Origin of the sequence: Chryseobacterium sp. CCNWLW53, assembly GCF_037083525.1 — a bacterium.
Classification (GTDB): domain Bacteria; phylum Bacteroidota; class Bacteroidia; order Flavobacteriales; family Weeksellaceae; genus Chryseobacterium; species Chryseobacterium lathyri.
In genome coordinates, this window is sequence record NZ_JBAOJR010000004.1 from 525,305 (window position 1) to 541,812 (window position 16,508).

Annotated in this window: 11 protein-coding genes; all 11 read left to right on the plus strand. The window is 37.6% G+C overall.

Translation table 11 applies throughout. The features are described from left to right. Positions 1-283 precede the first annotated feature (283 nt). The 11 genes from V6R96_RS15470 to V6R96_RS15520 all read left to right on the plus strand — a co-directional run bounded on the left by V6R96_RS15470 (position 284) and on the right by V6R96_RS15520 (position 16,502). The gene (locus V6R96_RS15470) at positions 284-3,307 is read left to right on the plus strand and encodes a TonB-dependent receptor (RefSeq protein ID WP_336380198.1); all 3,024 of its coding nucleotides are present in this window, start codon (positions 284-286) and stop codon (positions 3,305-3,307) included. Between the two features lie 12 nt (positions 3,308-3,319). Beyond that, positions 3,320-5,134 carry a RagB/SusD family nutrient uptake outer membrane protein gene (locus V6R96_RS15475; RefSeq protein WP_111960245.1) on the plus strand — a complete coding sequence of 605 codons (1,815 nt, stop codon included), beginning with the start codon at positions 3,320-3,322 and terminating at the stop codon, positions 5,132-5,134. An 81-nt stretch (positions 5,135-5,215) separates the two neighbouring features. After that, entirely contained in the window at positions 5,216-6,238 is a 1,023-nt protein-coding gene (locus tag V6R96_RS15480) for a pectinesterase family protein (protein WP_336379240.1), read from the plus strand. Between the two features lie 40 nt (positions 6,239-6,278). After that, the gene (locus tag V6R96_RS15485; protein WP_336379239.1) at positions 6,279-7,691 is read left to right on the plus strand and encodes a pectate lyase; all 1,413 of its coding nucleotides are present in this window, start codon (positions 6,279-6,281) and stop codon (positions 7,689-7,691) included. A gap of 50 nt (positions 7,692-7,741) precedes the next feature. Continuing rightward, a complete protein-coding gene (locus V6R96_RS15490; RefSeq protein ID WP_336379238.1) occupies positions 7,742-8,740 on the plus strand; it encodes a DUF4861 family protein in 999 nt (332 codons plus the stop codon). An 11-nt stretch (positions 8,741-8,751) separates the two neighbouring features. Beyond that, on the plus strand, positions 8,752-10,011 hold the full coding sequence (locus V6R96_RS15495; protein WP_336379237.1) for a glycoside hydrolase family 88 protein: 1,260 nt from the start codon (positions 8,752-8,754) through the stop codon (positions 10,009-10,011). Between the two features lie 51 nt (positions 10,012-10,062). Then, positions 10,063-11,706, plus strand: a complete 1,644-nt coding sequence (locus tag V6R96_RS15500; protein WP_336379236.1) for a glycoside hydrolase 43 family protein — start codon at positions 10,063-10,065, stop codon at positions 11,704-11,706. A 164-nt stretch (positions 11,707-11,870) separates the two neighbouring features. Beyond that, complete coding sequence (locus V6R96_RS15505) at positions 11,871-13,538, plus strand: glycoside hydrolase family 28 protein (protein WP_336379235.1); 1,668 nt, start codon at positions 11,871-11,873, stop codon at positions 13,536-13,538. Positions 13,539-13,695: 157 nt separating this feature from the next. Continuing rightward, positions 13,696-14,607, plus strand: coding sequence for an alpha/beta hydrolase (locus V6R96_RS15510; RefSeq protein ID WP_336379234.1), 912 nt, complete (start codon positions 13,696-13,698; stop codon positions 14,605-14,607). 51 nt (positions 14,608-14,658) lie between these two features. Continuing rightward, entirely contained in the window at positions 14,659-15,627 is a 969-nt protein-coding gene (locus V6R96_RS15515; protein ID WP_336379233.1) for a pectinesterase family protein, read from the plus strand. A gap of 137 nt (positions 15,628-15,764) precedes the next feature. Next, positions 15,765-16,502 carry a rhamnogalacturonan acetylesterase gene (locus V6R96_RS15520; protein ID WP_336379232.1) on the plus strand — a complete coding sequence of 246 codons (738 nt, stop codon included), beginning with the start codon at positions 15,765-15,767 and terminating at the stop codon, positions 16,500-16,502. Positions 16,503-16,508 lie beyond the last annotated feature (6 nt).

A 16,508-nucleotide genomic window follows, 5' to 3' on the forward strand; every position in this document is an offset into this window, starting at 1 on the left:
CTTTACATAATTAAAAATATTAATTACTCTGTAAGTTTGATCCTCATTCAACAATCGAATTAATGAAAAAATAATATTTTTTTCTTTGCGTATTGAAAAATAATATTAGTTTAGAAGCCAAGATATTTATTATGAAAATTTACGCAATCGATTGCACTTTAAAATGTGTAAATCTTTCAGAAAAATATTTGCCACTAAAATCAGTAGAATACTTACAAATCCACACAAAACAAAAACGATTGAAAAAACTTTCAACCAAAAATTAAAACTATAAGGATACAAAATGGATAAAAAAGTACAATCAATAAAATGGTTATATCTAACTTTCTTTTTATTTCCTGTCCTGACAATGGCTCAAGAAAAGGAGACGAAAAAGGATAAAGAAACCAATATCGATGAAGTGGTTTTGGTAGGCTATTCCAAGGTTTCCAAAAAAGATGTCACCAATGCCGTTGGCTCAGTAAAGGCTGACGAAGTAAAAGATATGCCCGTAAACAGCGCTGCAGAGGCCATCCAAGGCAGAGTTGCTGGGGTACAGATTATGGCAAGCGAAGGGTCTCCCGGCGCTGACGTGGAAATTAAGGTAAGAGGGGGTACATCGATTACACAGAGCAATGCCCCACTCTATATCGTGGACGGAATCCAGATGGATAATGCACTTACTGTCATTTCTCCCAAAGAAATTGAATCAATTGAAGTTCTGAAAGACGCCGCTTCTACTTCCATCTACGGATCGAGAGGTGCCAACGGAGTTGTTTTGATCACAACAAAAGGAGGCCGTAAAAAAGCTGCAATGACCATCAATTACAACGGTTATACAGGTGTTCGTAAAATTATGAATACTATTCCGGTGCTTGATCCTTACCAATTTGTAATGTATCAATATGAGCTTTACAATAAAGGAGGAGATTTGGCTGACCAGACAACATTCAGCACGAGATATGGTACGTTTGATGAATTGGCTACAAAATATGGAAATATTAAGAAAAGAGATTGGCAGGATGAGCTTTTTGGAAAAGAAGCATTCAACTTTACACATAACTTAAGCTTAATGGGAGGTTCAGACAAGTCTGCATTCTCATTGACTTTAAACCATGTGGAAGAAGATGGAATTATGCTCAATTCAGGTTTCAGAAGAAGTATGGCCAACTTTAAATATGATTTTGACATTTCTAAAAAATTAAAAGCCGGATTCAATGCAAGATACAGCCGCCAATTGATTTCCGGAGCGGGAACTTCCGCGTCAGGTTCTCAGGGGACAAACCGACTGAGAAATGCGGTAAGATATCAGCCCTTTGAAGGGGGAAGCAATGTACCGATTGATGACTTTGACCCTAATTATTCAACGTTAACCAATCTTGTTAACCCACTTATTTTAAATGATAACGAGGTAAAAGAAAACAGAACCAACGATTTATTATTAAACGGATATTTGAATTATAATATTACGAAAGACTTAACTTTCAGAAGTGTAGTCGGTTATGTTCAAAGGGATAATGCTGTAAATCAGTTTTGGGGAACCGTGACGAGTGACGCGAGGGCCAACAACAATCAGCCGATTGTACAGCTTACAAGGTCTCAGACCAGAAGAATTACCAATACCAATACTTTAAACTATACAAAGAAATTCGGGAACCATAAACTTGATTTATTGATTGGTGAAGAAACTGTACAGACAGACGGAGAAACTTCAAACATCTACACAAAATGGCTGCCCGTTTCTATCAGTCCAAATGAAGCTTTTGCCAATATTCAGTCTGCAATTCCGCCATCAGGGATGATTCAGGATGCGCCCAGAACGGCGGCATTACCACCAGAAAGGCTGTTTTCATTATTTGGCAGAGCCAATTATATTTATGCCAACAAATACATTTTAACAGCTTCCATAAGAGCGGATGCTTCAAGTATTTTCAGACCTGGTAGTAACCAATGGGGAACTTTCCCGGCAGTTTCGGTAGCATGGAAAATAAAAGAAGAAAATTTTCTTAAAAATAAAGAATGGCTGGATGAATTGAAATTACGTTTCGGATATGGCCTTGCAGGAAACAACAGAATTCCGGCTTTTCTCTATGATACGTTTTTTACAACTTCTACAGATTACGGATATACCTTCGGAAGCGGTGTAACGCCGGGAGCCACTACGGGAAACACTTTGGCCAACAAAAATGTAACCTGGGAAGCTACAGTTTCTAAAAACTTAGGATTGGATTTCGGATTCTTCAACGGAAGATTATACGGAAGTTTGGATACGTACATCACTGACACAAAAGATCTTTTGATACTGGCAAAAATTCCTCAGACATCAGGATATGAATATCAGTATCAAAACTCAGGGAAAACACAGAACAAAGGAATCGAAGTTTCGTTGGGAGGTATTATCGTCAACAAAGAAAACTTCACATGGAAAACAGATTTCAACATATCAGCTAACAAAAATATCATCAAAAGCTTAGGAGCAGGTGTTTCCGGAGGCAACGATTATTACCTTGTAGCTTCGGGGTGGGTAAATAATCTATATGATTTCATCGCCAAAGTCGGCAATCCGGTAGGAACTTACTACGGATACGAAACGGAGGGAAGATATGAAATCGGCGATTTTGATTTTAACCCCACAACTCAGGCTTATACTTTAAAGGCTGGTGTTCCCAACGCAAGCGCTGTCGCGAATGGTTCAAAGCCAATCCAACCGGGGGATCTTAAATTAAGAGATTTAAATGGCGACGGTCAGATCACCACAGCCGATCAAACCGAACTAGGGAGTGCTCAGCCGAAGTTCTACGGAGGGTTTAACCAGACTTTCAGATACAGAAACTGGGATATGAGCTTATTTTTCAATTTCTCTATAGGCAATAAGGTTTATAATGCCAATAAAATCGAGTTTACCACTCAATATTTATACAGAGACAACAACATGGCTGCAGAAGTTGCAGACAGATGGAGATGGTTTAATGACCAAGGCGTAAAAGTAACAGATCCTGCCGCCCTTGCTGCATTGAACGCCAATACAACCATGTGGACGCCTCCGCAAGGAAACTACATTCTGCATTCATATGCAATTGAAGATGGTTCTTTCTTAAGATTAAATAATGTTACAATAGGTTACAGCCTTCCAAAAGATTCATTAGAAGTGCTTGGTATTAAGAATTTCAGGTTATATGCAACCGTAAATAACTTATTTACCATCACCGGTTACGACGGTTACGATCCGGAAGCAAGTACGAGAAGAAACCCTTTGACTCCGGGTGTTGATTATGCTGCATACCCTAGAAGCAGATTTATTTTAACAGGTATTGATATAACCTTTTAATTAAACTTAAACGTGAAAAAGACAATAATTATATTAAGCTGTATCCTTTCGCTTACCACAATAAATTCATGCAGCGATTATCTGGATCCTGAAAATTTTTCAAGTGTTGCGGAAGCACAGCAATTCGATAGTACTTCAGACACTTTCACCGCTTTGGTGGGTGTTTATAACCAGTTGGCAGGTGATGATGGGTATGGACAGAGATTAGCCTTAATTTATCCTCATTCCAGTGACGATTTCAGGACTTCAGGGGACTACAACTGTAATGACAGAAGAGGAATCTCAACTTTCGGGGCCTGCCCTACCAATACAGAATTAAACAAACCTTTCTTGAAACTATACTCAGGAATCGAAAGAGCGAATCTTTGCATTAAAAACATTCCGATCTCCCCTGTTTACCAGACGGGTTCCGATGCTGACAAAAAAATGATGGATCGCTACCTTGGTGAAGCTTTAACATTAAGAGCTCAGTTTTACTATGAATTAATAAGAAACTGGGGTGATGTTCCTTTTCAGGACAAGCCATCCGTGGATTATGACAATCTTTATCTTCCAAAGACAGATAGAGATGTTATTTATGAAAAAATCATTGCAGATCTGGCCCAGGCTTCTGCTTTAGTTCCTTGGAGATCAGAAGGAAGCACTACAAATGCCAGAATTTCCAAAGGTTTTATTAAAGGTTTAAGAGCAAGAATAGCATTGGCAAGAGCGGGATATTCATTGAGAAGAAGTCCACAACAGATGGCACAGGGTTCAAATCCTCAAGCCTATTATCAGATTGCTTATGATGAATGTAAAGACATCATGAATCATGCGGGAGAACACAGCTTAAATCCAAGCTACGAAGCAGTTTTCAGAGCTTTGCATACCAATACACAGGATGCTACCAACGAAATTATTTTCTGTGTGGGAGCTTTCGGTGGTAATGCAAGGACAGACAGTAAGATCGGTTATTACAACGGCTTAAAGCATGACGATAATTCCAACTGGAAAGGAGGAGGCGGTATCAACGCACTTCCCGTTTATTTCTACGAGTTTACTAAATATGATTTAAGAAGAGATATGAATGTAGGAATTTTTAAAGTTAATAATTCCAATCAGGCGGAAATAGTGACTGCTATTTCTTTCACAGATTCAAAATACAGAAAATCATGGACGAACATTACGGGACCTTCTCAAAACCTTGCGGTTGACTGGCCTTTATTACGTTTTTCAGATGTTTTGCTAATGTTCGCAGAAGCAGATAACGAACTTCATAGTGCTCCTTCCCAGGAAGCCATTAATGCGGTAAAACTTGTGAGAAACAGGGCTTACGCCGGAAATCTGGGCCAGGTTGGAACAATTCCTACAGACAAAGTGGGATTCTTCAATTATATTGTTCAAGAAAGATTATTGGAGCTGGGTTCAGAAGGAATCAGGAAATATGATCTTATCCGTTGGAATCTACTAGATGCTAAAATTACGGAAACAAGACAGAAGCTGACAGCTTTTGCAAACGGAACCGGACCATACGCAAACGTACCGCTAAATCTTTATTATAAAAAATCGGTTTACGATCCTACAAAATCTGCACAGCAAAATGTTAATGATATCGACATTTTCTTCACCGGCGGCGACAAATCTCAGGTATTTTACATGCCTTCTCAGGATGCAACGCCGGCAGGTTATACCAAAATTGCGTGGAGAGCAGCTGTTTTGCCAACATACATCATTGATCCGGTAAAAGGTTTTGCACAATATTTCCAACCCAATAAAAAAGAATTGTTACCTATTTATAGTGACATTATTCAATCGAATTACAATCTTACACAAGATTACGGTTATTAGATAAAAAGTTTCATATTCATATCAAAGAATACAGGCTTCTTCCCATAAAGAGAAGTCTGTATTTAACTCAAAATTTATTTAATGAAAACTTCTTCTTTAATTAAAAATTTTAAAACATTTTCAATATTTTCAATCATATTGGTATGTCTTCTTTCTTTTAAAACCAATGATAAAATTATCGTAGTTTCAAAAGACGGAAAAGGCAATTTTACTACAGTACAACAAGCCATCGATGCCGTCGAAAATAGTTCTGAGACAAGAACAAAAATTTTAATTAAAGCCGGAATTTACAAAGAAAAAATTACCGTTCCCGAATCGAAAGGGACGATATTACTGGAAGGTGAAAATCCCGAAAATACCATCATCACTTACGATGATTTTGCTTCGAAAAAGAATCCGGAAGGAAAAGATATCGGAACAACAGGTTCTTCAACAATTTTTATTTATTCAAATAACTTTACAGCAAAAAATATTTCGTTTGAAAACAGCTCAGGAAAAGTTGGGCAAGCCGTTGCTGTTTTAACTTCAGGGGACAGAATTGCCTTTGAAAACTGCAGGTTTTTAGGAAATCAGGATACTTTATATTTAAAAGGAGTTCAGGATTTAACAGATAAGACAAAACCTTCAAGAAATTACTTTAAGAACTGCTACATCGAAGGGACAACCGACTATATTTTCGGAGCAGGAACCGCCGTTTTTGAAAACTGCACGATCTATTCTAAAGAAACAGCAAGCTACGTCACAGCCGCCTCCACTCCACAGGAAAGTGAGTTCGGATTTGTTTTTATTCAATCTAAAATCATCGGAAACGCGAAAGAACATTCAGTCTATCTAGGAAGACCCTGGAGACCTTTTGCCAAAACAGTTTACATCGATTGTGAAATGAATTCCACCATAAAACAGGAAGGATGGCATAATTGGAACAAACCCAATGCGGAAAAGACAACGTTCTATGCAGAATTTAATTCAAAAGGAACCGGCGCCAATGCTGGAAAAAGAGTTTCGTGGTCACATCAATTAACAAAACATGAAAGAAAAAAATATACAACTGACAATATTCTCAAAGGAAAAGACCTTTGGAACGTTAAAACAAGTTTAAAATAATTTCAACCCGAACATCAAAAACACCAAAGAATTTTCAATCATGAAAAAACACTTCACCAAAATAATGACGATAGGAATTGTATGCGGAAGTTTGACTTTTGTTGAAGCTCAAAACGTCCTAAGCTTCCCCGGTGCAGAAGGTTTCGGAAGATATACAACCGGCGGACGCGGCGGAAAAATTTATTTCGTGACCAAATTAAACGATGATGGTTCGGAAGGTACTTTAAGGCACGCTTTAGACCAAAAAGGTCCGAGGTATATTATTTTTAAAACAGGCGGAACAATTTACTTGGAATCACCGTTGAAGATAAAAGAAGGTGATGTCACCATTGCCGGACAGACAGCTCCCGGAGACGGAATTACCATTGCCAACTACGAAACTTTTGTTGCAGCAAATAACGTAATTATCCGCTACATGAGATTCAGGATGGGCGATCAGAAAAAATATCAGGGTGACGCTTTTGGCGCAAGATTCATCAAAAATCTGATGGTCGATCATTGCTCGATGAGCTGGTCTACGGACGAGACGGTTTCCATTTATGTCAACGAAAACACTACACTTCAATGGTGCGTGATTTCTGAAAGTTTGAGAAATTCTGTCCACGAAAAGGGTGCTCACGGATATGGAGGAATCGCAGGCGGAAAATTTGCAACCTTTCATCATAATCTATATGCCCATCACGATAGCAGAAATCCCAGATTAGGGGAATACGCGGGAAGTAAGTTTGCATTAACCGATCTTACCGATTTCAGGAATAATGTGATCTACAATTGGGGACACAATAATGTGTACGGAGGTGAAGGAATGAATGTGAATCTCGTTAATAATTATTACAAACCCGGCCCTGCAACCACGACAAAACAACGGATTGCAGCCATTGATAAAAACGGAAAACCAGAAGCTGAAGTGTATAACATCTGGGGGAAATATTGCATCACCGGAAATGTTGTGGAGGGAAGTCCGGAAATCACAACGGATAACTGGACGACAGGCGTTTTTGATCAGATGAAAGCATATAATTTGACGGATAAAGATAAAAATTCCATTAAAATCAATCAGCCGCATGAGATTCAGGACAATGTGAAAACTCATTCTGCGAAAGAAGCGTATGAGAAAATTTTACAGATCGGAGGGGCAAGCCTGGTGAGAGATGCAATTGATCTGCACGTTTTAAAAGATGTGAAAAATGGAAGCTTCACCTACAAAGGTTCAAAAGGAAGTGCCAACGGAATCATTGATTCTCAAAATGATGTAGGTGGATTCCCCAATTTAAATCCAGGAAAACCTCTCCCCGATTCAGACAGCGACGGAATGCCTGATGAGTGGGAAATTAAAAATAAATTAAATCCTAAAGTTGCCAATTCCAACGGACGGGATTTAGATAAAAATTACGATAATATCGAAGTATATTTTAACGATCTGGTTAGAAAAATAACCGAAAGACAACACTAATAACCATGAAGACTTTTAGTTAAAAACCAGTTATCTAATAAAAAAATATTATGAAATTCAGTTTGTTTAGAATAGTCATTGCAGGAGCATTTTTGAGTTCAACATTTTCTGTGGCTCAAACTTCTGTGATTGAAAAAATTAAGGAAAATCCAAAAGCTCCCTTTTCATATGCAGAGCTTTCCGTAAAAGAAGGCGGGAAATGGGAAGGCAATCAGTACATTGGAGGAACTTTTAAAAACATCAACCAGCTTGTGCTTCCTGCCGAACATACCGACCATTCTTATTATATCAGATATGAAGGTATCGGTCTGGAAAACAACCAGATTGGCTACAGACTATATTTAGACTGGAGGAATGCAACTGATATTTTCGGTAAAAAAGTAAACACCTTGGCCTTGCCTGAAGTCGGACAAGACGGTTTTGAATCCTATCATCACGATGCACCCTGGGGACAGGATATTTTGAAATCCGGCCGTACCATTGGCATCGGTTCTTACGGAAGATATGACGAGCAGAATGACTTTATTGAAACCTTTAAAGTTGTAAAAAATACAGCCGTAAAAGTAATTAATGAAAAAGATCAATCTTATGCAGCCATCGATTATAAGGGCTGGAAAACCTGGGGTGATGCCATAGATTTACAGTCAAAACTGACGATTTTTAATAAAGATCGTTTTGTAAAAGTAGATTTAAACTTAAGCAACACTATTTCAGGGTTATGTACCGGAATTGTTGCCATTAAAAATATTCCGTTAAAACAAGGAATCAGTAAAAATAAAAAATGGGCTTATATTGCCACTTACGGCAATCAAACGGAGACAAAAAAAGACGATAATCTGGGAATGGCTGTCTTCTACCCTCTCGAGAGTTTTGATAAATATGTTAAGACAAAATCCACTCATACCGTTATTTTCAAGAAAGTGAAGAATGTTTCTTATTACTTTTTGGGAGCCTGGTCTCTGGAACCAAACGGCTTAGCAACAGAAGAAGCATTTTATCAGGATTTAGATAAGAAACTGGATATTTTAGATAAAACCAATCAACTTTAAAGTTTAAAATAATGAATTTCATTAACCATAATATAAGATTATTGGCATTTGTTGCTTTAGGTTCAGGAATATTTTTGGCTTGCGCCCAAACAAAATCCGTAACCGCTTCAAAATCTTCAACAGAAGCTTCAAAAGCAGGGAAAATAGTTCCTACAAACCTGAAATGGTCTGAAAGAATGTTGCTTTCCGAAATGCAGCGTTTTCCGGAATCCTGGATGCTCGATTTCAGTAAAAGCCCGAAATGGACCTATCCATCAGCGATTGTTCTGGATGCCGCTGAACAGCTCTACGCGAAAACCGGTAAAAAAGAATATTACAATTACATCAGCGAATTCGGAGAAAAACTGATCAAAGAAGACGGTACAATTCTTACCTACGATCTTGAAAAGTACAATATCGACATGCTGAACAGCGGAAATGTGCTTCTATATCTTTACGAGAAAGAGAAAAAAGAAAAATACCTGAAAGCCCTTCAAACCCTTCGTTCCCAAATTGACGGGCAGCCAAGAACCAAAGAAGGATCTTTCTGGCATAAAAAAATATATCCGTACCAGGTGTGGCTGGATGGTCTGTACATGGGAATGCCCTTCTACACACACTATACGAAAAATTTTGTAAAAGGTGCAGAAGCAACCAAAGCATATGATGATATTGTTTTTCAGTTTGATTCAGTTCAAAAGAATCTTTTAGACAAAAAAACAGGATTGCTTTATCACGCATGGGATGAAAGCAAAGAACAAGCCTGGGCAAACAAAGAAACAGGACTTTCACCCAATTTCTGGGGAAGAGCGATGGGCTGGTACGGAATGGCAATGGTAGATGTCCTGGATTATTTACCTGAAGACCATCCCGGAAGAGCAAGATTAATTTCTTATATAAAATCCTACACCGATGCCATCATCAAAGTTCAGGATAAAGACAGCGGACTTTGGTATCAGGTTTTGGATAAAGCAGGAGAAAAAGGGAATTATACAGAGGCTACGGCTTCAGCAATGTTTGTTTACACAATTATTAAATCGGTCAATAACGGTTATCTTCCAAAATCCCATAAAACTTATGCTAAAAAGGGGTACGATGGAATCATCAAAAATTTAATTACAGTTGATGAAAATGGAGTGGTAAATTTAAATAAATGTTGCGCAGTAGCCGGTTTAGGTGGAAAACCTTACAGAGACGGGTCGTATGAATACTATATCAATGAAGAAGTTCGTTCAAACGATGCAAAAGGAACAGGACCGTTTATCCTGGCTAGTTTAGAATTTGAAAAATAAAACTAAAACCTGCAACCCAATTCCTATTGCCTAAACAATGAATCTGATTTTATGAGGACAAAAAGCATTTTAAATATAGCAACAATCACAATACTTTCAGTTGCGTCAACCTATCTCAACGCACAGGAAAAAAACTATGTTTCCGAGGTCTGGACAGCTGATCAGGGCAAAAATTACAAAAACCCAATTTTGTATGCAGATTATTCCGATCCCGATGCGATTCGTGTTGGTGAAGATTATTACATGACGGCTTCAAGCTTTAATGAAGCTCCGGGATTGCCTATTCTGCATTCAAAAGATATGGTCAACTGGAAATTAGTGAATTATGCCATTCAGGATATTTTACCAGCCGGACATTTTTCCACGCCAAAAAGAGGGGACGGAGTTTGGGCGCCAAGCATCAGATTTCACAAAGGAGAATTTTACATTTATTGGGGTGATCCTGATTTCGGAATTTATATGGTGAAAACCAAAGATCCGTTGGGAGCCTGGGAAAACCCCGTTTTGGTGATGGAAGGAAAAGGCTTGATTGATTCCTGTCCGTTTTGGGATGAAGACGGAAATGCATATTTAGTTCACGGTTGGGCAGGGAGCCGCGCAGGTGTGAAAAGTTTACTTTCAATTAATAAAATGAATCCTGAAGGAACAAAAGTTTTGGATAAAGGTGTTCATGTTTTTGATGGTCACGATGCACATCCGACAGTTGAAGGCCCGAAAATGTATAAAAGAAATGGCTATTACTACATTTTTGCTCCCGCAGGCGGAGTGGCTACAGGCTGGCAATTGGTCTTAAGATCAAAAAATATTTACGGTCCTTACGAAGAAAAAGTTGTTCTGGAACAAGGTTCCACAAAAATCAACGGGCCTCACCAGGGAGCCTGGGTTGATACGTCCTCGGGTGAAGATTGGTTTTACCACTTTCAGGACGTTGATGCAGGTGGAAGAATCGTTCATCTTCAACCCATGAAATGGGAAAAAGACTGGCCGGTTATTGGAACTGACCATAATAAAAACGGAATCGGGGAACCGGTTTTAACCTATAAAAAACCAAACGTCGGTCAATCCTACCCTGTCGTTACGCCTCCTGAAACAGATGAGTTTGATGGAGATAAATTAGGATTACAATGGCAATGGAGCGCGAATGAAAATATTGTTTGGTCATCCAAACTTCCCGGACAGAAATTTTTAAGATTATTTTCAATGAAGCTTCCTGAGGGCGAAAAAAACTTGTGGAACATCCCGAATTTATTAACCCAAAAATTCCCGGCACCTAATTTTGCTGCTTCCACGAAAGTTAAATTAACTCCGGAAGATGCTAAAGAAGGAAAAACTGCAGGACTCTTAGTGATGGGATTAGATCACGAATCAATCGTAATTACCAATAAACAGGACGGGTTTTATTTACAGTTAAGAAGAGCCGAAAAGGCAGATAAAGGCGGCGAAGAAAAGGTTTTATTTGAAACAAAATTAAAAGGAAACGAGGCCTATTTAAAAGTAAATGTCAACGAACCTAACGGTTTGTGCCAGTTCAGTTACAGCGAAAATGGAAAAAATTTTACCAAAGTAGGTGACGTTTTTCAGGCAAAACCCGGAAAATGGATTGGTGCTAAAGTCGGTTTGTATAGCATAAGTACAGCAAAAGCTCCTCGCGGGGGATATGCGGATTTTGATTGGTTTAGAATTACTAAAAATTAATAGTCTTCTCCATAGATTTTCACAGATGTTGATGTAATATTTTTACTTATAAGTTTAAAAAATTTGCGCAATGATCCGTAAAAACCTGTATCATCTGTGGGAGAAAAAATAAACATAGATTTTGAAAAAACAATAACAAAAAAATAAAACTCAAAAAAAATAAAATGAAGCAGTCTCTCAAAGTTATCGGTTTAGCAGCAGCAATGATGTTTTCAGGACAAATCTATGCTCAGAATCTGGATATTTACAAGAATCTTGAGTTTAAGATGCCTCAGGTTGTGGAAACCTCTTTTCCTGCAAACACAGTTTCCATTACACAATTTGGCGGAGTTGCAGGCGGAAATATAAAAAATACAGAAGCTTTCAAAAAAGCAATCGATGATCTTTCTAAAAAAGGCGGCGGAAAATTGGTTGTTCCCCGCGGAATGTGGTTAACAGGACCAATTGAATTGAAAAGCAACATCAATCTTCACGTAGAAGAAGGAGCATTCATCATATTTAGCAAAGACAAAAACGATTATCCTTTAGTTGATGTAAGTTTTGAAGGATTAAATACAATCCGCTGCCAGTCCCCCATTTCAGCAAGAAATGCAGCCAACATTGCCATCACGGGAAAAGGCGTAATTGACGGAAGCGGTGATGCCTGGAGAGCCATTAAAAAAGGAAAAGTATCAGAATCTGAATGGAAAGAAATTGTAAAATCCGGAGGAATTCTATCTTCAGACGGTAAAACCTGGTATCCATCGGAAAGTTATAAAAAAGGATTTGAAAGCAGTTCGAGCTTCAACGTTCCTGATAAAATTTCTAAGGAAGAGCTAAAATCGGTTAAAGATTTTCTTCGTCCCGTAATGGTAAGTTTGGTGGGTTGTGATAAGGTTTTGCTGGACGGACCGACCTTCCAGAATTCGCCCGCATGGAACCTTCATCCGTTGATGTGTTCGAATGTCATTTTAAGAAATCTTACCGTTAGAAATCCTTGGTTTTCACAAAACGGCGATGGTGTAGATTTGGAATCCTGTAAAAATGTTTTAATCTATGATAATACCTTTGACGTTGGTGACGACGCAATTTGCATCAAATCAGGGAAAAATGAAGACGGAAGAAAAAGAGCAATGCCAACTGAAAATGTTATCATTAAAAACAATGTCGTTTATCACGGTCACGGAGGTTTCGTCGTTGGAAGTGAGATGTCCGGAGGAGCTAGAAATATTCACGTTTCCGACTGTACTTTCATCGGAACAGATATTGGTCTTCGTTTCAAAACAACACGGGGAAGAGGTGGAATCGTTGAAAATATTTACATCAAAAATATCGATATGATTAATATTCCAACTCAGGTAATTGGCTTCAATATGTTCTATGAAGGAGCTTCACCGGTTTTGGAAGACGGGCAAAAAAAAGAAGAAAACAAAGCACCGGAAAAAGTTTATCCCGTAACAGAGGAAACTCCGATTTTTAGAAATATTTTCTTTAAAAACATCAATGCAGTTAATTCTTACGAAGCGATTACATTATTCGGTTTAGCTGAAATGAATCTTAAAAATATTGTGATCGAAGATTCTCAGTTTGACACGAAAAAGGCTCTTACCATCGTAGATGCAGACGGAATTCAATTAAAAAATGTGAAGCTGAAATATTCTGAAGGAACAGGAGCAACAGTCTACAACAGCAAAAACATCAACCTTTCGACGGTAAAATTTGAGTCTCAAAATAAACCGTTGGTTAAGGTTTTAGGAAATAAATCAGGGGCAATCTTCTTACCCAAAGAAGTTGCAAATGATAAAGCTGCAATTTCTATTGCAACGGGAGTAGCTAAAAATGCGGTTAAATAATGTATCAATAGTAATTTAAACCATTAAGTTCAATGAAGTTTTTAAGATATCAGTTGAGCAATGCCTTGAGAATACATCTAAAAAATCAGAATGCTTCTCTTATTAAATGCAACTTCTCTAATAATCTCAGTGGTTCAAAAATTTAAAATTTGACAACATGATTTTTAACAAAAAACATACTTATATTTCTATTTTTTTAATGGGAGGAACATTAGCATTCGGCCAGATTCAACGGCCGAATGCAACTCCTTACACCAATGAAACTACCTATGAAAAACTAAAGAAAAAATACACTTTTATCACTCCGATAGATCGGCCGGTTCCGAAAAATATAGGGATTGATAAAGATGTAGAATATGCCAATATTAATGGACTTTCATTAAAAGCAGACATTTATTATCCTGTCGATAAATCTAAAAAACACCCCGGAATCGCAATGGTTCATGGTGGTGGATGGATTTCGGGAAGTAAGGAAAATGAAAAATTCATGGCAATGGAACTGGCTGTAAAAGGTTATGTTGCAATTGCGGTCGGTTATCGGTTGGCCGATGTTGCAAAATATCCCGGCGGAGTTGAAGATATTGAGGAGGCCATTCATTGGTTAAAGAAAAACAGAAAAAAATATTCTTTAGATCAAAATAAAATAGCAGTGTTGGGAGAATCAGCCGGGGCACAAATTGCAACTTTGGTTGGTGTACGATCAAAGAATAAAATTAAGGCAATCATCAATATTGATGGAATTGTTTCATTTATTCATCCCGAAGCTGAAGAAAGTACATATGCTTCGTATTGGTTGGGCGGTGACAGGAGTGCCAATTTAAAAAACTGGACCGAAGCTTCACCCTTAGAATATATTAACAAAAATACACCTCCTACTCTTTTCATTAATAGTTCTCAACCTCGTTTTCATGCCGGAAGAGACGATATGATGAAGAAATTGAAAAGCTATAATATTCCGACTGGGTTTCACGAAATTAAAAATTCTCCGCATTCATTTTGGAGTGCAGAACCCTGGTTTACGGAAACATTGAATTATACTGTTGCCTTTTTAAATAAAGTTTTGAAATAGGATAAAGGTTAAGTTTGAGATTAAGGCTAAGACCAACTTAAGTAAAGTTTTATGAAAAAATTATTTTTAATTCTGTTCATTTCAATGACTCAATTTCTCTTAGCAGAAAATGATCCGTACATTAAAATCACTGTAGCTAAAGACGGTAGCGGTGATTTTACATCGATTCAGAAAGCAATAAATTCAGTAAGAGATTTAGGACCTGCGGAAGCATTGATTTTCATTAAATCCGGAACTTATAATGAAAAAATTACTATCCCTTCTTCAAAACATAAAATCACTTTAGAAGGCGAAGATAAAGACAATACTATAATCACCAACAGTGATTTTTCAGGAAAATTGGATTCATTTAATGAAAAAAAAACAACCTTCAATTCCTACACTTTATTGGTTATGGGTGATGATATTAAAATCAGTAATTTAACGATTCAAAACAGTTCTTGCAACGAAGGACAGGCAGTTTCTCTTCATGTGGAAGGTGACCGTTTTGTGATTAAAAACTCTAAAATTCTGGGTTGTCAGGACACGGTTTATTCCGCTACCAATCATAGCAGACAATATTTTGAAAACTGTTATATCGAAGGAACAACTGACCTTATCTTCGGACAGGCAACGGTTGTTTTTAAGAACTGTACCATTAAAAGTTTAGCCGACTCTTACATCACCGCAGCCGCAACGGAAGCCGACAGACAGTACGGCTTTGTCTTTTTAGACTGTAAATTAATTGCCAAAGAAGGTATCAAAAAAGTATATCTGGGAAGACCTTGGAGACCTTATGCAAAAACAGTTTTTATCAATACGGAAATGGGAAAACACATCCTTCCGGAAGGCTGGAATCCCTGGAAAGACGATAAAATGTTCCCTGATAAAGAAAAAACAGCTTATTATGCAGAGTTTGGGAGTAAAGGTGAAGGAGGAAATATTTCAAAACGGGTAAGTTGGTCGCAGCAATTGACAAAAAAAGATTTGAAAAATTATACACTAGAAAAGATTCTGGGTGACTGGAATCCAAATAAATAATGAAATAAATCACTAAGATGCTTCGACAGGCTCAGCATGACAACTCTAATACTAATTGCTTCATTTAACAGCACATTTGTAGCGATGCCGAGCTGAGCCGAAGCATCTTTCAGGTTTAATTAAAAATAAATTGTAAGATGAATAAAAAACTTAGCATACTATTATTATTCCTATCAATAATAACATTTGCTCAACAAAAACCAACCCTATTTTTAATTGGCGATTCCACGATGGCGAATAAGGAAAATCCTGATAAAAATCCTGAACACGGTTGGGGACAAGTTTTGCCACAATTTTTAACGACAGGAATTGAAGTCCAGAATCATGCAATGAACGGAAGAAGCTCAAAAAGTTTCAGAACAGAAGGAAGATGGGATAAAGTGATGAAACAGCTTAAAAAAGGAGATTTTGTGATCATCCAGTTTGGCCATAATGATCAGAAATTGAAGGATTCAACTAAATTTACCAATCCATACACTCAATACAGGGCCAATTTAGAAAGATACGTTAATGAAACCAGAGCCAAGGGCGCAACCCCCATTCTGATGACTTCCATTGTCAGAAGAAATTTCACAGAAAATGGTGTTTTGATTGATACACACAAAGAATATCCGTTAGTGGTAAGAATGGTTGCCAATGATATGAAGGTTCCGTTCATTGATATGCAGTTATTAACCGAGCAAATGGAAATTGCGTACGGTCCGGAAAATTCAAAAAAACTGCATCTTCATTTTGTAGAGGGTGAAAATCCATATTATCCAAAAGGAAAAGCTGATGACACCCATTTGTCAAAATTAGGCGCAGAAACTGTTGCAAAACTGGCTTTGAAGGATTTGAAAAGCTTGAATATCGGGTTGGAGAAATATATTAAATAATTCAAA

Coding starts and splice junctions, on each gene's coding strand:
- V6R96_RS15470 (WP_336380198.1), top strand. CDS start 284: ATGGATAAAAAAGTACAATCAATAAAATGGTTATATCTAACTTTCTTT.
- V6R96_RS15480 (WP_336379240.1), top strand. CDS start 5,216: ATGAAAACTTCTTCTTTAATTAAAAATTTTAAAACATTTTCAATATTT.
- V6R96_RS15485 (WP_336379239.1), top strand. CDS start 6,279: ATGAAAAAACACTTCACCAAAATAATGACGATAGGAATTGTATGCGGA.
- V6R96_RS15490 (WP_336379238.1), top strand. CDS start 7,742: ATGAAATTCAGTTTGTTTAGAATAGTCATTGCAGGAGCATTTTTGAGT.
- V6R96_RS15495 (WP_336379237.1), top strand. CDS start 8,752: ATGAATTTCATTAACCATAATATAAGATTATTGGCATTTGTTGCTTTA.
- V6R96_RS15500 (WP_336379236.1), top strand. CDS start 10,063: ATGAGGACAAAAAGCATTTTAAATATAGCAACAATCACAATACTTTCA.
- V6R96_RS15505 (WP_336379235.1), top strand. CDS start 11,871: ATGAAGCAGTCTCTCAAAGTTATCGGTTTAGCAGCAGCAATGATGTTT.
- V6R96_RS15510 (WP_336379234.1), top strand. CDS start 13,696: ATGATTTTTAACAAAAAACATACTTATATTTCTATTTTTTTAATGGGA.
- V6R96_RS15515 (WP_336379233.1), top strand. CDS start 14,659: ATGAAAAAATTATTTTTAATTCTGTTCATTTCAATGACTCAATTTCTC.
- V6R96_RS15520 (WP_336379232.1), top strand. CDS start 15,765: ATGAATAAAAAACTTAGCATACTATTATTATTCCTATCAATAATAACA.